The 19,983-nt window shown below is 26.9% G+C and carries 20 protein-coding genes; 7 read left to right on the top strand and 13 right to left on the bottom strand.

The genetic code is table 11. The annotated features are described in order from the left end of the window. Positions 1-23: 23 nt before the first annotated feature. Both ACH5BH_RS01445 and ACH5BH_RS01440 read left to right on the top strand, forming a co-directional pair. Entirely contained in the window at positions 24-827 is an 804-nt protein-coding gene (locus ACH5BH_RS01445; protein WP_404304235.1) for a hypothetical protein, read from the top strand. 85 nt (positions 828-912) lie between these two features. Next, positions 913-1,509 carry a hypothetical protein gene (locus ACH5BH_RS01440; protein ID WP_423297216.1) on the top strand — a complete coding sequence of 199 codons (597 nt, stop codon included), beginning with the start codon at positions 913-915 and terminating at the stop codon, positions 1,507-1,509. Between the two features lie 73 nt (positions 1,510-1,582). Here ACH5BH_RS01440 and ACH5BH_RS01435 read toward each other — a convergent pair whose 3' ends face one another. From ACH5BH_RS01435 to rraA, 9 genes are all read right to left on the bottom strand, one after another. Then, a complete protein-coding gene (locus ACH5BH_RS01435; RefSeq protein ID WP_423297215.1) occupies positions 1,583-2,785 on the bottom strand; it encodes a Fic family protein in 1,203 nt (400 codons plus the stop codon). A 230-nt stretch (positions 2,786-3,015) separates the two neighbouring features. Then, the gene (locus tag ACH5BH_RS01430) at positions 3,016-4,287 is read right to left on the bottom strand and encodes a type II toxin-antitoxin system HipA family toxin (RefSeq protein WP_423297214.1); all 1,272 of its coding nucleotides are present in this window, start codon (positions 4,285-4,287) and stop codon (positions 3,016-3,018) included. Between the two features lie 10 nt (positions 4,288-4,297). Then, positions 4,298-4,597 (bottom strand): helix-turn-helix domain-containing protein, encoded by a 300-nt coding sequence (locus tag ACH5BH_RS01425; RefSeq protein ID WP_423297213.1) that lies wholly within the window; start codon positions 4,595-4,597, stop codon positions 4,298-4,300. 376 nt (positions 4,598-4,973) lie between these two features. Next, positions 4,974-5,258 carry an STAS-like domain-containing protein gene (locus ACH5BH_RS01420; RefSeq protein ID WP_423297212.1) on the bottom strand — a complete coding sequence of 95 codons (285 nt, stop codon included), beginning with the start codon at positions 5,256-5,258 and terminating at the stop codon, positions 4,974-4,976. Positions 5,259-5,273: 15 nt separating this feature from the next. Beyond that, positions 5,274-6,203 (bottom strand): hypothetical protein, encoded by a 930-nt coding sequence (locus ACH5BH_RS01415; RefSeq protein ID WP_423297211.1) that lies wholly within the window; start codon positions 6,201-6,203, stop codon positions 5,274-5,276. Positions 6,204-6,564: 361 nt separating this feature from the next. Further along, entirely contained in the window at positions 6,565-8,655 is a 2,091-nt protein-coding gene (gene ovoA / locus ACH5BH_RS01410) for a 5-histidylcysteine sulfoxide synthase (RefSeq protein ID WP_423297210.1), read from the bottom strand. A gap of 17 nt (positions 8,656-8,672) precedes the next feature. Continuing rightward, complete coding sequence (locus ACH5BH_RS01405) at positions 8,673-10,889, bottom strand: tetratricopeptide repeat protein (RefSeq protein WP_423297209.1); 2,217 nt, start codon at positions 10,887-10,889, stop codon at positions 8,673-8,675. After that, positions 10,890-11,453 (bottom strand): gamma-glutamylcyclotransferase family protein, encoded by a 564-nt coding sequence (locus ACH5BH_RS01400; RefSeq protein ID WP_423297208.1) that lies wholly within the window; start codon positions 11,451-11,453, stop codon positions 10,890-10,892. Then, positions 11,453-11,932 (bottom strand): ribonuclease E activity regulator RraA, encoded by a 480-nt coding sequence (rraA, locus tag ACH5BH_RS01395; RefSeq protein ID WP_404304243.1) that lies wholly within the window; start codon positions 11,930-11,932, stop codon positions 11,453-11,455. Before rraA ends, ACH5BH_RS01400 begins: the two co-directional genes overlap by 1 nt. A gap of 125 nt (positions 11,933-12,057) precedes the next feature. On the opposite strand from rraA, the gene ACH5BH_RS01390 reads away from it, so the two are divergent. Then, complete coding sequence (locus tag ACH5BH_RS01390; protein ID WP_423297207.1) at positions 12,058-13,032, top strand: tetratricopeptide repeat protein; 975 nt, start codon at positions 12,058-12,060, stop codon at positions 13,030-13,032. 75 nt (positions 13,033-13,107) lie between these two features. Then, positions 13,108-13,749: a DsbA family protein gene (locus ACH5BH_RS01385; RefSeq protein WP_404304245.1), complete on the top strand. Its 642-nt coding sequence runs from the start codon at positions 13,108-13,110 to the stop codon at positions 13,747-13,749. 48 nt (positions 13,750-13,797) lie between these two features. On the opposite strand, the gene ACH5BH_RS01380 is transcribed toward ACH5BH_RS01385, so the two are convergent. The 4 genes from ACH5BH_RS01380 to ACH5BH_RS01365 form a co-directional block, all read right to left on the bottom strand. After that, the gene (locus ACH5BH_RS01380; protein ID WP_423297206.1) at positions 13,798-14,685 is read right to left on the bottom strand and encodes a DMT family transporter; all 888 of its coding nucleotides are present in this window, start codon (positions 14,683-14,685) and stop codon (positions 13,798-13,800) included. A gap of 68 nt (positions 14,686-14,753) precedes the next feature. Continuing rightward, entirely contained in the window at positions 14,754-15,026 is a 273-nt protein-coding gene (locus ACH5BH_RS01375; RefSeq protein ID WP_423297205.1) for a hypothetical protein, read from the bottom strand. A gap of 53 nt (positions 15,027-15,079) precedes the next feature. Further along, entirely contained in the window at positions 15,080-15,250 is a 171-nt protein-coding gene (locus tag ACH5BH_RS01370; RefSeq protein ID WP_423297204.1) for a hypothetical protein, read from the bottom strand. A 26-nt stretch (positions 15,251-15,276) separates the two neighbouring features. Then, a complete protein-coding gene (locus tag ACH5BH_RS01365; protein ID WP_423297203.1) occupies positions 15,277-16,704 on the bottom strand; it encodes a Do family serine endopeptidase in 1,428 nt (475 codons plus the stop codon). Between the two features lie 294 nt (positions 16,705-16,998). Here ACH5BH_RS01365 and glmS point away from each other — a divergent pair, with 294 nt between their 5' ends. The 3 genes from glmS to ACH5BH_RS01350 are packed head-to-tail and all read left to right on the top strand — an operon-like array spanning position 16,999 to position 19,975. After that, positions 16,999-17,412 (top strand): methylaspartate mutase subunit S, encoded by a 414-nt coding sequence (glmS, locus tag ACH5BH_RS01360; RefSeq protein ID WP_423297202.1) that lies wholly within the window; start codon positions 16,999-17,001, stop codon positions 17,410-17,412. Further along, complete coding sequence (locus ACH5BH_RS01355) at positions 17,412-18,776, top strand: methylaspartate mutase (RefSeq protein WP_423297201.1); 1,365 nt, start codon at positions 17,412-17,414, stop codon at positions 18,774-18,776. The genes glmS and ACH5BH_RS01355 overlap by 1 nt, the downstream gene beginning before the upstream one ends. Further along, complete coding sequence (locus ACH5BH_RS01350; protein WP_423297200.1) at positions 18,773-19,975, top strand: glutamate mutase L; 1,203 nt, start codon at positions 18,773-18,775, stop codon at positions 19,973-19,975. Before ACH5BH_RS01355 ends, ACH5BH_RS01350 begins: the two co-directional genes overlap by 4 nt. The last annotated feature ends 8 nt before the right edge of the window (positions 19,976-19,983 follow it).

The raw sequence follows: 19,983 nt of genomic DNA, 5'->3' as shown, positions 1-19,983 counted from the left end.
AACAAAACACAAAAGGAGCCCTTATGAGTGAAAAACTAGTTTTAGGTCCTTTATTATCATTAGAAAATGATAATAAATATGTTGTGTGTTTTTTAAGTAAAACAAACCAAAAATACTCTGTTTTTTTTGATGAAAAACAAGTACAAGCCAAAAAACTTGGAAATCTAAAGTTTGGCTATCTATATAGAGCTGAAATTACTATACCCTTAAGTAAAGAAGCCAATAATATTACATATATTATAAAAACAAAAGAAGGTTTAGTAAGTGATAATCATAAAAGAAAATGTTGGTCATTTTATATTCCCTCTTCTAAGAAAAAAGCAAGACTTGGAATTGAATCTTATGAAAATTTTTTAAATACAAATCTACTAGAAGAAAAAGATATACCATACTCAATGCTTATTTTAAATGAATTTAATCTAATAGATGATGAGGTTCTATCTCAAATAAAAGAAATACAAAACTGGTCAAAAGATAATCTTGATGACTTTTTTGAAAGACTATATATAGAAAAACTTGGTGATGAAAAAATGTCTTTAGCCCTAGCAAGTATCCCAACTATGATAATGTGGCATGAACCCCAAACTCTTAAAAATGAAGCTTTTAACAGTACTTCTAAAAAATACTTTGAAATTTTTCAATTAAGAACTATAAAAAACAACACTCTACTTACAAAAGATAGAACTCACTTCTCTTTTGCCTTAGAATTTGGAGGAAATGAAATACTAGCTCTTGATAATAAAAATAATAGTAATACAAAACTTATAGATGATTATTTAGAAAAGAAAAGTGATAACTCAAACTTAATGATTATATATAATAACTAAAAAAAAGGAAGATTTTTCTTCCTTTTATATAACTCTAAAACTATAATTGATAATATAATAAATATTTTATTTTAAAGGATTTATTTTGGAAGTAAGTTTTGATAAGACTAAAACTATCTCTTATAATGCAGCAGGACAAGAAGTTGTTGAAGAAAAAAATCCAACTAATTCAACTTTTGCTAAAGATTTAGAAAAAACAAAAAACACATCAGAAATAACAAATGAAGAGAAGAAAGAGGAAGATATAGCTGATAAACTTTTAAAGGATATTATGTCTTTATTTAAAACAGGTCTTACAGTTGAAGAGTTAGAAATGATTCAAAAACTTCTTGAGGAAATAAAAAAGAAAGTTTCAGAATCTAAACCTCCACTTAGTTCTGATGAAATAAAAGAGATTGATTCTATGATGGAAAAATTAGAACGTATGATAAAAGAGCTTCAAAAAAGAGCAAAAGGTGAAGCTGTGATAGATATGGAAAACTCACACGTAAATAATATCTCAAAAGAGGATAAATCAGATACGAGTAAAAGTATATCTTTAGATATAGCAGGCTTCCAAAAAAGAATCCAAAAAGCCCAAAATGATATCGATGAACTAAATAAAACTATAAATGAAGCACAAGTTAATGAGCTTAGAAAAAATCATGAAGAACTTGAACTTTTACAGGCTTTGAAGCAGTAGAGATTAAGTAGTATCAATAAAAAGGGAAAGAGTCTCTTCCCCTTAAACACTAACTTCAAAATATAATTTTTAATTATATCTTTTCAGGGGGCATTAATTCAGGAAATAACTGTGATGCGAAATGTGCATTAAATTTTAACTTTATAGGTTTTCTAGGACCATCAGAAGTTAAATAATATCTATCTAATAATTCTGAAACTAATTTTGAACTATAAGTTTTTTTCTTCCCAATTATAGCTTGTACTTCTTCGCCCCTTTGAACCTCGCCTTTCAACAAAAGAGCTTTAAATAGTTTATCACTACCCTCAGGTAATGGGTCTATTCTTAAGAATGTAGCATTAGCACTATTGCAGTAGTTTTCAATTCTTTGAGATAAACTATCTAATTTTAGACAAGTTCCCATATAGTCAACTTGATCTAAAGCTATTTTAAGTAAAAACTTAACAAAATTCTCTAATCCTCTATTTGAAAGATAACCTCTACCATCCTGACTACCTTGCCTTGTCATATCAGCGTATTTTAGATTTAATTTATAATTAGTTATATCCCTTGATAATCCTCTTGATATATTCCATAGACCATAACCTTTTAATCCAATATAATTTAAAAATGAATCTAAAAAAAGTCTTGAAACTCTACCATTCCCATCTAAGAAAGGGTGTACCCATACTAATCTATGATGAGAAGACAGTACATATATTAATTTTTGGCTAATAGTCATATATGGATAGACCTTATATAAAGTTTCAAATTGATTCATTAAATAATCTACTTCTTCAAACACTGGTGCTATATGATCACCAACTTGTACATTATCATCCCTTAGTTCACCAGGAACAATATCTACTATCCTATTTTCATTCGATACAGTTAAAAAATCTTCCATTCCTTCTTGAGTATAAAACACCTTATGAATATCTTTTATATACTCTTTTGAAAGGGGATTAGCACCATCTTTTATTGATTGTTCTAATAACTCTTGTGTTTTAATATGTGAAAGAGAAAGCATTTGAAGTTTTCTTTGTTTATCATCACTTGAGTACTCTTTTCTCATTGCTTTTTCTGTATCTATAGGATGAGTACCTTCTGATTCAATTTGATTTGAATAAAAACTATTAACATTTCTTAACATATCACGAATAGCATTTATTACAATTGGATTATAATTTGCTTCAAGCATTGCACTTTTTATTACAACTTCTTCTGCTAGAACTAAAAGTTCTTGCTTAATTTCATTAGTTGAAAGCTCTGTAGGAATTATTGGTGTAAAGTTCATATTAAAACCTTTTTATTTTAGATATTATAACAAAAAAACATAAATTTTCCACTATTATGCGAACTAATAAATGAACTTATTTTTTATAAGAAAATGCCTATAATATCGAAGTTAAAGTATTATAAAATAAATTATAGTAGACATTTTTACGGACTAAAGAATGAACTTGAAAGATTAGACTACAATACATAAGCTATTGTTTACAAATACACTTAACATCCTATTTTATTCTAATACTCACTTTTTGTCTTCAACAACTCAATTTGACTTTGTATATCTAGCCAACAATTTGAAATCTCTTCTTCATCAAGTCCTACTGCTTGCGCAGTCTCTTTAAAAGTTTTCACAACTTCAATACAATCATCAATAATCTTTTTTGCAATTGATAGTCTTATAGTTTGTCTTTTTGCTATTTCTAATACATCTGCCCTTGTAATATCTAAAGCTTTGCCAGCAATAGTAGTAAGATGTTGTCTTGCTTGTCCTTTTGAATATGTAATATCATAAGCTGGAGATAAACTCCATTTTCCTTCTTTATCCATCAAATAAGCAAAATTCTTAGCATGATCATCAAAGTTAAAAATCAAGATATTAAATATCATTCTTTTATAAAGTTCCTCTATATCTTTTTGATTTTTACATAACTTTCTAGTAAGTATAAATAAATACTCATACGATGTTGCTTGGGGAATACTTATGTCAATATGCATTAAGCCTGAGGCTGTACACATATGTATTTTTTCATCATCTTCATCTCTATCAAATCTTTTTACTAAAAGATGTTTAGCTTTATTTTCAAAAATAAGTTCAAATTGGGCTGTGTTGATACCTGCTTTTTTTGCCATTGTCATAAAAATATACTCTAAAGTAGTAAGCCTAATACTTCCTACACCTTCATATATCTCATCAAATTTTATAATAGCTCTTGTGAAATCTTTATATAAATTAGAACTATTTAGTCTTATTTTATTTGTTTTATAGTTATATTGAATTAGCATTTTGGGTCTTCCTCCACCTATAGGAGACACATTATCTCTTATATTCATAAGAGATTGAATTGAAGAGTTATTGCTCTGTATATTTTCTTTCATTTGTTCGTATGCTTCTTTTGCGTTTACTATAAAATCAGATGAAATAGTGTCATCTTTTTCTTGAGGAATATACTCTATAGCTCCCATTCCTCTATTGCCAATGAAAGCTAGTTTATCTAATAAGTTTATCTCGTAAGGTTTTTTATCTTTTTTTTCAAAGTATCTATCTATAAAAGGCATACCATGTTTATCAGGCAAGGAGTCAAAAAAAACTCCAAACATACCTTTATATAAATCTTTATGTTCTTGGTTTGTTTGAGGTGTAGAAAACTTTTTTGTTGGCATTTTAATAGGAGATATTTCTAAACTATCAAGTTTAAACTTCTTATCATACTCAAACCAGATGAAACCATCATATTCAAGCATAGTCCCAATTTTTTTACCATAGATATAAGCATCAATCTCTTTCATATTTTACACCTTATTTTCTAACTCTTTTTTTTGTAATTTTTGAGTTCTTTTTTCTAATCTCATCAAGAGAATTAAATGATTCATTTTTAATAAGCTCTTCTAGTTTTGCTGTTAAATCAAGAGCAATTAGAAGATTTATGATATTCACAAACTTAGTACTTTTTGTTTTGATAAAGTTTGCATAAGATCGCTGAGTCATACCAGCAGCTTTATACAACTCTTCTTGAGTCATATTTTTTTGAACCCTTGTATTTTCAATCATATCAACAAACTTTTCCATAATATCATAAGGAGTCATAAACTCAATCATAATTATACCTTTTTTACATATTAAATTGATTATTTAGCTTTAATATTACTTTTATTACATATTATATCAGAATTTATCTTTTGAAAATCTGTTCTATACATATATTTATTTAGTTTTGATTTTATACTTAAATTTTTTGTGAGAGCATTAGAATTTCAACCCATTGATTTTTTATTATACGAACTAAGAAATGAACTAATTTAGACTCAATAAAATAATTCTATTGTGGAAGACAGGGTGTTATTAAATAAATTTTATTAGACTTTATTGTGAACTAAAGAATGAACTTAATATTAATTGAACGAAGGTCAAGTGTTGAATTGTTAATTTGATTTTTTTAGTGGAAACTGATGACCTGACCCTTATTTTACTTATTTTATATTCTTGATGCTTTTATCAAGTTAGCCTTTATTAATTCTTTTAAGAAATCATTTAAATTTCTAAATTTAACTCTTTCTTTTAGAGTTTTATATGTTATTTTAGTTGCTAAAATTGTAGTAAGTTGTTGAGAAAAAGAATCAGTACAAATGTTAACGTCATTAAAATCTAAAATAATCACTTCATCTGACTTTTCTATATTCTCAATAATTTTATTTTGAATTTTTATTCCAACTTGGTGACTATTTAAAGGTGCAAATTCTTTCATAAAAATTGTTTTCATTATATTACCTTTCCTTTAATCAAAAAAATCTTCTAGCTCATCATTATCTTCATAATCACTTATATCTGTATTGAAAATTGGTTTCGTATCTATATCACACTTACAACCAATTTTAATCTCAAAATGTGTTCCTTGTACTGGTTGTACTGATTGTATTCTACCTTCAGGAAAATCATTATTGAAAAATATTATAAACTCATTTGTTCTGCAACGAATACTTCCATTACTCGCTAATACAAATTCTTTTAATTTAGCTAAACCATTTCCTCTTGTAGGCATTATCTTCTTGTGCCTTGTAGTATTTAATTCAAATGCTTTAAACAAAATATCTTTTCTATCTAAAAGCAAATATTCAGACTCTGAAGACATTGTATCTACAATCCCCTTTCCCATATCTGATATTCCTATTTCTACAATATTATTTTTAGTATAGTATTGAGCTGATACATAACCTGGAATATCAAGTGATCTATTTGAAATAACAAAGTCATCTCCCATACTATGTTCTAAAATATTATCAACTATTTCATATGTTGTCAATAAGACACCCAATACCAAATTTTTTTTTCCATGTATATGACTTGTTAATATTTTTTCTAATTTACTATCTATTAAATCTGGGTCACCATCCTGTTTAATTGTTGTACATTCTAGCATATTAGCTGTAGCATCATGTCTTCTAAAATCTTCTTCAATCTCTATATTAAGATTTAAAAAGAAATTATTTCTTAATAGATATCGAATAAATTTAATATCAGTATAATTAAATACAAGTAAATCTTTTTTATAATTAGCCAAAGAGCTAAACATAGCTATACCACTTGGTGTACAAAATATATTTTTGTTAAAGTTAATTTCTAATTCTGTGTTTAGTTCTGTAATTCCTAATGCAATAGTATTTACATTTGAAAAATCTAATCCATGTTCAACATTATGTTTTTGCAAAATAACATCCTAAAATTTAATAAATTATATATTAGCTAATAAATAATTAATGTTACTAAAAAATATTGCTACCTAACTAAACATTTTTTTTAATTCTCATCAGTAGGCTTAAATATATCTCATAGTGGTTTTTATATCATGTAGATACGAGGTGTTGAGTTGTGAATTTGATTTTTCTAAAAATGGAAATTCATGACCTTACCTTTATCTTTTTGTTTTATTGATTTTAAATATTTATTTAATTGCTTTGATTTGACAGTTTTGTTATACAGCAATTAATCCACTGTATTTATATTAGTTTACTACATATAGATCAGAAAAAGTATTTAAATTTAAGATATTAAAAAAGACAGGAAAACTCCTATCTTTTTTTCCAGATACTCATCTGAGATACTGTATGTTGGTACTTTCTATTTGTTTCTTTTATCACAAAAGGAACATCTATAGTATCAAGTAGTTCGAACCTATCTTCTAGGTTTTCTTTTAGTGTGTCAAGTGTTTTTACTTCTTTATTGTCTTTGATATATCCACCAAGCCAGTTTTTCTTTGGTGTGTACTCTTCTAGCCATGTATATGGTGAAAGTAGTACTAAAAGTCCATTGTCATTTACTCTATTTGGTACATCATCTAAGAACTTTTGAGGATAATAAAGTCTATCTATTAAATTTGAACAAAATATTAAATCATATCCTGTATATAAGTCTTTTAGATTACAAGCATCACCTTGCATAAATGTAACTCTTTCTTTTGTATCTTCTAAATCAAACTCTTTTAAAGATACGCTTTTTTCATCAAAAAGCTCACCCTCTGTTTTTACTTTAAATACAAGCGAGTCATACTTTTTAAGCTTTACACCTACATTGATAAAGTTTGCACTAAAGTCAATACCTAGAACTTCATCAAAAGTTTTTGCTAACTCAAAAGTACTTCTACCTACACTACAACCTAAATCCATAGCTTTTTTTGTATCTACACCATCTAAATAAGGCTTGATTAAATCCACTGAGTTTTTAGGGAAGTTTTTAACTCCAAAGTTCTCTTCTCCATAGTGGAACTCACAATACTGAGAGATTAAATCATCTGTTTCATATACATTGTCATTTAGTTTTGTTCTGTATTCATTGTCAGATTGTACATATCTAAAACCTGCATGTTGGAAGAAGTGCTTTCTAAAAGCATATCTTGCACTCTTTAGAGTTTCATTTCCAAGTGAGATAAAAGACCCACCTTTCATAAGAGCATGTCTATCATCAAAAGTAGGAGTAGTAAAATCATCATAAATAGGATGTGTTTGGAAATCATCATAAGGATATGTAGGAGTTATACTCCATTGCCATACATTTCCCTTCACGTCATAAAACTCATCAAACTTATACTTATCTACAGGTGATTGATTAAACTGTTTAAGTCCAATATTTGCTTCTTTTTGCCCTGCATTAGTGTAGTCATAAAGTCTGTAGTATTCATCTTCACTTGGAAGTCTTACCTCATATCCAAGTTTAGAACTTAGGTATTTACAGAACGCTTCTGCCTCATAAACATTTACATCAACTGGATAGTTTAAAGGTAAAGGTATAACTCTATTTATTTCTCTAAGATAGTATCTACCCTCTTTTTTTAGCCAAAAAGTAGGATGTTTAGCTTGGGAGAAGTCTAACCACTCTTTTCCTTCTTCTGTAAATAAATCAGGTTTATTATATCCACCCTCTTTTACAAACTCTAAAAACTCACCATTTGATACTAAATATTTTGAAGCTTTGAAATCTTTGATGTTTGCTTTGTGATATGAAAACTCATTATCCCAACCATAATAAACAGGGTTTTGTCTATCTTTTTCAAGTACAACTTCTCCACCTTTTACCCCAACTAACTCATTTGTTGGATAGTCATGGCTTTCTTCATTTTTATACTCAAAAAGCTCATCATCACTCATATATTTGATTTTAAGTTCTCTTAAAAGTACAGATGAAGTTTCTATATGAATATTTTCATGTTCAATTCCCATCAAAATAATCCACATAGGAGACTCCCAGTTAATAGGCATAGTAAACTCAATATTATCTATTAAATCTAAAACTATTTGTTTTACTTTGTCTCTATAAGCTTTTGTTTCTTCAAGTGTTGGCCAAGTATAGTGTTTCTCTTCTAAATCATCCCATGACATTTCATCAACACCAATAGCAAAGATAGATTCATACTCTTTATTTACTCTATTTGACAAGATATTAGCAAGTACTAATTTATTTATAAAAAATGTAGCAGTATGTCCATAGTAGAAAATCAATGGATGTCTAAGTCTATTTGGTTGTTCATAAATACTTTTTTCATCTTTTAGCAAATCAAACAACTTTTCATCTAATTCATAAGTTTGAAGAAAATAGTTTTTTATCTCTTCTCTTTTTTCCTCAACAGAACCTTGGCTTAAATCAATAGTATTCCTTATATAATCCATTTTTTTCCTTTTATTAATTATGTATTATCTAAAAATTCAATTCTCGCTATCTTATTGGTTTTTATAAACTCTTTGTATAGGTTTTGTATCTGTTTAGACTCATTCTCATCAACTAATAAATAGTGTTTTGATAATCTTTCAAGATTAGATGAAACGTCCAAACCTAAAAGCTGTTTTGAAATAATATTTTCAATTAAAAGCATCCCAAGTCTTTTTATAGATTTTGTCCTATCTAAAATATTTATTGCATCATCAGTTATACAAACAATCTCTTTCAATGCTTTTTCATCTATACTACTATAATTCATTTTATATAAAACATTTAAGGCTTGATTGTGAAGAACAACAGGCATTTCATCCCTATCTCCCACTGACTCTTTTAATAATACTCCAAGTTTTCCAAGTTCAATAGACTTATCAATATTATCAAAGTTTTGTGTATTATCTGTTAGGTACATAAACCTATATGCTATTGCCATATTTACAAAAGTAGCACCATACTCAAATGCACCTAAAGCTGGAATAGATAAACACTTTTTGTAGTTATTTACTGCACCTAAATAGTTTTCATTCCATTCTTCATAGTTAGCTTTTATATTATAATAGTGCCATAACCATAAAGGCTCATTATCATCATTATGAGAGAATATCAACTCATGTAGACTTTGAAGTGCATCTAAACCTTCTTGTTTAATGTCATCTTTTCTTTGACTTACAACAATCCAAGCTTTTCTTTGAAAATATCGTACTTCTATATCACTTGGCTTTTTGTTTTTCCCTATATTTAGGCTTTTTGGTAATGAGTTATAAGCTTTATCAAACTGCCCTGTTCTTTCATATAGTGAACAAATAGATACAGAGTATTTATTTGGATTAATTTCATATAAATACTTAGCAAGTAATAAAGCTTGTTCAAAGTGTCCATTTCTTTCAAATAAGAAAATTAGTTTATTTAAAGACTCAATAGAAAGCTTTCTATAGTAAGAATTATTTGACATTTCAAAAGAGTTTATATCTAAAGGATTAAACATCTGCCCTGCTATTTGAAACCAAAACTCATCTATTAATTCATATTGTTGTTTTTTATATACTGATAAAATAAATTTTTCTAAAATAGCGATTGTTCTTTTTTCATCTAAAACCACATCTCTTACATAATAGTATAAAATAAGTAGTGAGATTGGATTATCAAAGTAATTCACACACTCTTCTATATGATTTCTAAGATAATAAGAAAGTCTTCTTTGTTCATCTTCAAGCTCTTTTATCTTTGCTTGTGATGTAAAATATATTTGCATAGATTTTTCTTGTGTTAAAAATCTAAAATCATCAAAACTTCTATTTACAAAGTTTTGAAAACCTGAAATAAGCTGACTTGAAGTAGTTTTTTCATTTTCAAAAAAGTTTCTACCACAATATTCGAAAAGCTCTAAAGATACAAATATCTTATTATCTTTTCTTTTTACAATATTAGTTGAACTTAATTGCATTAAAGAATAGAGTCTTTGTTCTTTTGAAGATAAAAGAAAATCAATATCACAAGTATTATTTTTTCTTTTTTCTTTTATAATTTCAATATTTAAAACATCTAGTTGCTTTAATCTTTTTTCGATAGTTTTAATCTGATCATTTCTAATATAAAGATTTAGATTTGAAAATCTTTTTACTAAAACTTTCAATAACAACCTAAAAACCCAATGCCTCTTATCTACTAAATCCAGATTATAAATATGAATAGGTATTTTTTTATCAAATAGTGAAAAAGCTAGTCTTAGTCTTTTTAGTTTTTTGATATCTTTATTAAACCAAGAAGCTAAAATACTTTTAAATTCACTTCCCTCTCCATCTAAAATAGATGGCATCATCATCAAACCTAAAAAGAAAATTATCACAAAAATTATAGAAACAGTATCTGAAACCTCCCAAGAAAAAGGAAGCTCAAAAATTACTTTTTTTAATAAATCCTCATAAATAGAAGCAGATATCAGTGCAAACATGATAACTACAACAGAAACAATTGAAATAAAAGTATTAGAAACTCTTTTTTTTAAAAAATATAAAAAAGAGTTTCCAGTAAGAGTGTTTAAATCCTCTTCAAATTTTTCTAAACTATCATTTTCGCAAAAAGTTATATGAAGTTCATTATTATGTTTAGAAATTATGTTTTCATCAATACTTCGTCTTTTTGTATTACAAAGTTTTGAGGTAAAAATACTACAACAATTCTGAGCCATCTATTTTCTTATTCCTTGTTTTGCAAGCTTTTGCTGCATTGGGTCACTAAAGCTATAAGTTCCTTGTTTTAACTCAAAAGGCAAATTCTCTAAACACTCTTTTTTGAATTGCTTAACAAAACTTTCATCATAGTTTTCAAAAGCATTCGTAAGAATATCTATATATTTTGCAGGAATAAAACAGTTCTTATCCCCTACTTTAGCAATTTTTTCTTCATTTGTTGTCATAAAAGCAACTACATCTTCATCAAGTGAAGCACCTACTACATCACAAGCTTTTATAATAACTTGAGAATAGTTTTTTTCTCTAAGTTTTAAAACTTCAAACTCTTGAGGTGTAATTTTCACAATAACTCCATTTGTTGATGTATTTTCATCTTTTTGAAGATTTAAAAATACTCCATTTACATCAACTCCATCAAACTGTATATGCTCAATACTATTCCAAACTTTTTTAAAACCTTTGATTGTTACAGGAATTAAATCCTCATAACTAAGCTCTCTTTCAAAAGATTTTTGAGCACTGTTTAGGTTTATAAGTGAACCAAATCCAAAAAGATACATTATACTAAACTCTCTTTTGAAACGACAATTCCATCATGATCAGCATAAATATAATCACCCTCATTTATAGTAACCCCATCAATAACAACAGGTATATTCATTTGCGCATTTTGTTCTGGTATATATTTTCTAGGACAAGTTCCTTTTGCTAATAAACCTGTTTGAAACTCTTTTGTAGTAACAGTATCTCTTACATAACCATTTATTATAAGACCTTCAAATTTATTATCATTTGCATATTTCATTAAGTTATCACCTACAACTGCAAAATACTTTTCTTCTACATCAACTACAACAACCTTTCCAAAACCATCATTTTGTTTCAAAAACACTGCTAAATCTTTATTATTTTTATCTAGTTTAAAAGTAATTGCTGTACCTGAGAATTTTTTACTTCCCCCATAAGATTTGAAATTTGGTCCTAAAACTTCTGTTTTTTCACTATAGTTATCACATAAATCTGCTGTAAAAAATCCCATATTCCATCCTTGTTTTTAAGTTAATTAATTAAAGTTTATATTATCTCATTTTACTATTAATTTATTCTTATTTAGCACTATTTTTTCACTATTAAGGTATAATATAACTCTTTTAAAGGCTTAATATGAAGAAACTTTACAATATAACCTTGTTAATTTTTATTGCATTAATACTTAGTGCGTGTAGTACAAAACTAACAATAAAATCTATTCACCCTTCACAAATAGATGAGAAGATCCATACTGTTTTTATAGATAGATTTACAAATGATAAAATTAACCAAACAGATGAAATTAAAGCAAAACTATCCTCAGCTTTTTTAGAAAACAAAAAATTATTTAAATTAAAAACAAATAGCTTTAATACAGATGCAACAATAAAAGGCGAAATACTAGAATCATCTTTAAACTACTTCATTTATTATGAACAAAGTATTAATAACCTTAGATGTCTTACTTATGAAGTAGATAAAAAAACAAAAAAAAGAACCTGTATAGAATATGTAAAAAGATATATACCTTGTGAAAAAAGAGATTATAAAGTAAAAACAAAAATTGAAGTTTTAAAGAACTCTTCAAATGAACTACTTTTTTCTAAAATCTATACAAAAACTAAATTTGAAGATGTATGTTATAGAGATTATGGCTACCCTTACTACAATAGCTTTCATAGGAATGAAAATAGTATAAATAGTTCTTTAGCAAGACAAATTGCTTCTGATTTCTTAGATGATATTTCAGTTCATTACAAATACTTTACTTTAGAAGTTATTGAAAAAGTAAATAGTCTTAAACTATCGAAAACTCAAGAAGACTCTTTTGATATGGCTATTGACTTAATAGATGATGGATATTTTAATGAAGCAAAAAATAAACTTGAAGAGATAAATAAAGCTTTAAATTCAAAAAGCTGGGAAATTTTATATAACCTTGCCTTACTTCAAGAAAAGTTTGAAAATCTTAAAAATGCCCAAAACTATTATTTAAAAGCGAAAGAATTAACAAAGAACTCTAAGGATTTAAGACAAATTCAAATCTCATTAAATAGAGTAAACACTAATTTAAGTGAAAAAATAAAAGCAATTTCACAATTACCTTAACGTAAAATTTTTAGATTTTATTTTTTGTTAATCATGCTATGATAAAATTTTAAAGAATTAAAATAAAGGTAAAAAATGCAAAACAAAAAAGTGGTAATTATTTTAGTTGTTGCACTTTTAGCAATATTTTTTGTTTCTGGATATGTTTATAAAAATATGCAAGACCAAAAAGAGTTGTCAAAAGTTCAAAACAACTATTCTGCGCTAGTGAGAGAACACTCTTATATTGATGGAAATAAAGACGCAAAAGTTGAACTTGTAGAATTCTTTGACCCTGCTTGTGGAACTTGTGCACTATTTCATCCTTATGTAAAAGAAATGAAAAAACAAAATGAAGGCAATATCAAAATTGTATATAGATATGCAGCTTTTCATAAAGGTTCAGACAAAGTTGTAAAACTATTAGAAGCTGCAAAAGCTCAAGGTAAATTCAATGAGTTTTTAGAGTTATTATTTATTACTCAAAAATATTGGGTAAAACACCACGAAGTTCAATACAATATAGTTTGGAAAATTGCAGAAAGATCAAATCTACTTGATATGGCAAAAGTGCAAGAGTTTATAAAAGATCCTAAACTTGATGAAATAATCAAACAAGACTTAGCTGATGCAAAAACTTTAGGAGCAAATAAAACTCCATCATTTTTTGTAAACTCAAAGCCTTTAAAAGATTTTGGATTAGAACAATTAATAGAGCTAGTTAATTCAGAACTTTAATATTTTAAAACAAAGAGTGTTTCTTAAACTCTTTGTTTTTTAATGTACTCAATTCTTTATTTTAAATTGTAAAATTAATGTTGCTATCAAAGAAATAGTAATTGCTATTATTACAGGGGAAGAAAGAGTAACTCCATCTATAAAATACACAAAAACAGCAATAATTGCAGGTGTCAAATAAATATAAGACATAACACTTTTAGGACCTAATATAATAGTAGCTTTTTGATATAAATATAAAGTAATAATTGTAGTTGCGATAACCAAATAAGCCATATAAAAAATCATTTCATCTTTTACTAATCCCCAATTCAAAGGTTCATTTATAAAAGCTAAAATTATAGCCATCCATAATGCACCTCCAAGTAAAGTACAAAAAACTAATAAAATTGGATCATCTTGTTTATATAAAGTTTTCATAGTAATAGAGTAAAAAGTCATAAATAAAATACCTACTAAATATATCAAGTCTCCATTATTTAAACTCAAAGATAAAAACAAAGAAATATCAGCTTTAAATACAACTCCTAAAGTCCCTACTATTCCTATTAGATATACAATCCATTGAAATAAAGTAATTTTGTCTTTAAAAATAAAAATACAAAATATAGCTGTAACTAAAGGTACTAAAGTATACAAAGCCCCTGTATTTAATGCTGTTGTTGTCTCTAAAGCAACAAACATTAAAACAAAATACCCTGCATAAAAAAAACTAATTACCATAGCTCTTGGCATAGTAGATAGTATCTTATCTCTATATCTTTTTTTTATAAAGATTAATGGTGCTAAAATTATTGCTGATGCAAAGAACCTTAATAAAATAAGAGAAAAAGGACTAATTAATCCTGCAAGTTTTTGAGTAACGATAAAAGAGCCTGCGACCAAAATAGTTGCTATCATTACAAAAATATGCGCTTTTAAATGTAAAGTATTCAAAATATACCTTTTATTTGTTTGCAGGAATAATAGTCAAAAAAACTACAGATAAAATTAAAATTTAATTTTTAATTACTCTTTTTATTCAAATACTTATTATATTGGCTCATAGAAATAAGTAAAAATCCTATCCCAAATAATAAATATATAGCATATAAAATATCTTTATAATCACTTATGGCTATTTTAAATACCATCATCAAAGATTCAATTGCTAATGCAATAATTATAGAAATTAAAAACTTTATCAATAAAGAATTACTTCCATGTGCTTCATTTGTATGATTTTTAAAAATAACCTCATGATCCAGTAGATTTTTGGCTAAATCAAAAATTGCCAACCCTAAAGTTAAACCAATTGTAGATTTGAAAATAGATTGAAATATATTATCAGCTATTCCAAATCCATGGCAATAAGTCTATCTTCAACTTTTTTAACAAAAGTAACGATATATTTATTAGTTTTATCTGACACGTAAGGTGAACTTATAAAATACTCTTTATTCTTTAAATTAGTATTTGACTTTAATGTATTTTTTATTTTATTGACTATAAACTCTTTCACCTTTAATTCTTCTAATAGTGACCATTTTATAAAACAGTCACTATTATTCCTCCTCTTCTATAAATATAAAATCTTTTTTTACCAAAGCCTTTTAATGCCATTTCTTTAAAACTTTCAATATCCTTTACTTCTTTATTCTCTACTTGTACGATAATATCACCTGCTAAAATACCTGCTTCATAAGAATTACTTTTATCCTCTACTTTATTAACATAAACACCTTTAATATTTTGAGAAATACCTAACTGTCTTTTTAGTTGATTTGTTAAAGTTTCTATTTTCATTCCTTTATACTCATAGCCATATCCTGTTGAATTAAAAGTTCTATCTTTTATACTTTTTAATCTAACAGTTCCTTCTTTAAGTTTTTTATCTCTTATATATTTAATAGTAACTTGTGTTTTAGGTGTCATAGTTCCAATAATATTTCTAAGTGAAGAAGAAGATTTAACTTCTTTATCATTAACACTTACTATTAAATCCCCTCTTTTTAATCCTAACTTATCAGCAGCAGTTCCACTTTCTACACTTGTAACAATTGCTCCATTTTTTCTACCATAAAAGCTTATTAAATCTTCACTTATATCACTAATTCTAACTCCTAAATATGCCCTTGTAAATTCTCCATCATTTATTATAGCTTTTGTGATATTTTTCACCATATTAGAAGGAATAGCAAAACCAATACCTACGTTACCACCATTTTTACTTACTATTGCACTATTAATTCCAATAAGATAACCAGCTGAGTTAACTAAAGCCCCTCCTGAGTTACCTGGATTTATGGGAGCATCTGTTTGTATAAAATCTTCATATTCAACTATCCCTACAGAAGATCTTCCCTTTGCTGAAACCATTCCTTGAGTTATTGTTTGCCCTACACCAAAAGGATTACCTAAAGCAAATACAATATCTCCAATTTTTACTTTATCAGAATCATAAAATTTAATTGCATTTAAGTTTTTTGCATCGATTTTTATTACAGCTAAATCACTCTTAGGGTCACTTCCAATAACTTTTGCATCATACTCTTTTTTGCTTTCTTGAATTGATACTTTTATCTCATCTGCACCATCTATAACATGATGATTTGTGATAATATATCCATCTTTAGTTACTATAACACCTGAACCAAGAGAACTTTGAACTCTTTCTTTGGGGAAAAATAAATTAGGCCCATCAAAACCTCGAAAAAAGTTATCGAAAAAAGGATCTCCAAAAAAAGGATTAGCATAAGAACCTAATTTCACTCTTTTTTTAGTAGATATATTTACAACTGATGTTTTTAAGTTTTTAAGTACATTATTATAAGATAGTACTACTTCTTTATTAGTGGGGAATTTTCGTTCTAATTGATTTTCATTAGTTAAAAATTCAACATCTTTATCAAAGAAACCTGCATTTAAAATAGTACTTAAAAGTACTACTAGCATTAAATTAATTTTTAGTTTCATAATACACCTTCCTTTTAATCTAATTTAATCAAATAAAGTAAAGTTTTTTACGTCTTCTAATAATCAATTTTAATCATAATTTATGATATTATTTTAATAATTTGAAACTTAAAAAAAAATAAAATCACTATAAATAAACTATTATTTATAATTAATATGAAACTTTTTAGAAATAAAAAAGCCATTTATTTATTAAGTCTATTTATATATAAATACTAATAAAAATGTAACCACTTTTTAGATAAGATATTCACCTTTTTAAAGAAATAAAACTATAAAAAATAGGCACAAAATATGAAAGTAGTAACTGGCGTAGTGGGAAATGATATCCACGTTGTAGCAAATAGATTAATTGATCTTTCACTTCAAGCAAGAGGCTTTGAAGTATTTAATTTAGGCGTTAATACATATTTAGAAGAATTTGTTGATGCAGTAATTGAAACAAATGCAGATATATTATTAATCTCATCCTTAAATGGTGAAGCTGAGGGTTGGGCAAGAGAACTTAAAATTTTAAAGTCTCAATACGGTAATTTATTAGATGGTGTAGTATTTATGATTGGTGGTAACTTAGTAGTAGGAACAGGAAGTGCAGATGATATTGTTCCTAGATTTAAAAACTATGGCTTTGATTTAGTATTTCATCAAGTAGATTTAAATACGGGATTAGATGAGCTAGAAAAGTTTATGGAAGGTAGAAAAAACTAATGAGTTTATTACAAGAAGAAAGAAATATTATATTAAATAATGAACATGTAGATAACTTTGATTTTGCAGAAGTTGAAGAGTTTGTAAAAAATGCTTCAAAAGATCTTTTTATCTCTCATAACTTCAAAACAAAAAATAAAATGCTAGTTCAACCAAGAGGTGGATTTCCTACGTATGACAAAATGTTTGCCTTATATGAGTTTTTTAATAAAGCAAATGTAGATGTTCTTCCATGTACGATTGATTCAAACACAAGATTAAATGACTATGCAACTGCTAAAAAAATGCTAAGACTTAGTGAAGAAAATGAAGTAGATATGTTAAATGGTTATCCATTAGTAACTCATGGATATAGAACATCAAGAAAAATGATGACTCATTTTAATAAACCTATTTCATTAAGACACGGAACTCCTGATGCAAGACTTTTAATAGAAACAGCAATTGCATCTGGTATTTTTGAGATCGAGGGAGGACCTATTACATACCTTCTTCCTTACTCTAAAAACTTCCCACTTGATAAGGCATTTTTATATTGGAAGTATGTTGAGAGAGTTTGTGCTAAATACTCAACTTTAAATGAACCTATAAATAGAGAATCTTTTGGACCTTTAACTGCTACTTTAGTACCGCCTTGTATTACTATTGTAATTCAATTATTAGAGATGTTATTATCACTTGAAGAAGGAGTTAAATCATTCTCTGTTTCTTTCTCTCAAACTGGTTCTATGAATCAAGATATTGTAATGGGTGCAGTTATCAAAAAACTAGCACGTCATTATGCAAATGAGATTAACTGTGGAGATGCTGATATTCATTTAGTTTATCATCAATGGATGGGTGCGTTCCCTATGGACTCAAACTATGCGTCTGAACTTATTTCTATGAGTACTGTTATTGCTGCAATGGTTGGAGCAAATAAGCTTATTACAAAAACAAATCAAGAAGCCTCTGGTATTCCTACAAAAGAAGCAAATGCTGAAACAGTAGCAAATACACAATATCTTCTTAGAATTTTAAATGGTCTTCCAAATGTAGTAGATCAAGAAGAGGAAGAAAACCTAACAGCAGAAGTTATGGCTATTATGGAAGCTGTATTTAATGACCCTGCTGATACTTTATGGAGAAAAGTATTTAACTCTATTAAAAATGGAACAATTGATGTACCATTCTCTCCTCATATAATCAATAATAATGAAATGATTACAATTAGAGATAAAAATAAAAATATTAGAATTATCAAAAGAGGAAAAGTTCCAATTCCAGATAAATGTTTTGAGTATGAAAAAGCTCAATGTGACTTAAAAAAAGATACTACTTCCATAGTAAATGATATTATCCATGATATAGGAATTATGCAATGAGCCAAGTAAAGCAAAATACAAATAACAAACTTTTAATCGATGTAGGAAGTACTTATTTTAAACTAAGTACTTCCAAAGGTGTGGAGCAACACTTTAGAGATTTTAATAAAGATATTTATGATGACTTAACTTATAAATGTGGGGAAACGATAAATAGTTATAAAAAAGAAGATGTGTATATCTGTTCTTCTGCAAATGGAGGTCTTACAACTCTTATTATAGGTATTACTAACTCTTTTTCTCTAAAATATGCCACAAATATCGCTTTTAATTCTGGTATTAATATCATTGAATCAATATTATATAGAGATATTGAAAAAACTTCTATTCCTAGTGATTTAATTGATGTAGTAATTATAGTTGGTGGAATAAATAGTGTATCAAATGTCTTTGATGAAAGACTTTTTAAATTCTTAGAAAATATAAACTACTCAAATGTAGTATATGTTGGAAATGAAAAGGATTCTTCTTTATTAAAACAAAATATAGAAAACTTAACTATTCTACCAAATATTATTACAAATAAACTTCATGTTGAAGAAGAACATCTAAAAGAGTATTTAACAAATCTTTATCAGGCTGATATTATGGGTAAAGAAGATATTAAACACTTATATGAGATTACATCAAATCAAATATATTCTACTCCTTTTATAGTAAACAAAACTCTTCCTTATATTGGTGGTAAATTTAAAGTTGCAGATCCTTATATCTTGATTGATATTGGAGGAGCAACTACTGATATTCACTACTCAAAAGACCTAGTAGATGAAAATATGGTAACTGAAAATGAATATGATAGACTTGTATTTAAAAAACTTGGAGTTTATAAATCAAAAGAATCACTAATTTTTGCAGCAAAAAACAATGAATTTGTATATGAGTTATTGGCACATTTAAAAGTTACAGAAAATATATTTGAAGATTCATCACAAAAAGCAACTACAATCTTAATGCAACTAGCAATTTTTTTAGTACTTTGTAAAGTTTCAACATATAGAAAAGCCTATATAAATTTAAAATTACTTGCTTTAAATTCAATTGTATTTACTGGTGGAATAACTAAGGTATTAAAGCCAGAAGATATTGAAGATATAGTATCATTTTTTTATCAAAAAATAATGAATTCTCAACATAATCCAAATATTGTATTAGATAGCAACTATGATATTTGGACGCTTGGCGTAAAAGAAAAATAATAAGGAAA

Origin of the sequence: Arcobacter rhizosphaerae (assembly GCF_049472155.1) — a bacterium.
In the GTDB taxonomy this organism is placed as follows: domain Bacteria; phylum Campylobacterota; class Campylobacteria; order Campylobacterales; family Arcobacteraceae; genus Arcobacter_B.
The sequence above is the reverse complement of the archived record's forward strand: the minus strand, read 5'-3'. Positions and strand labels throughout refer to the sequence as shown.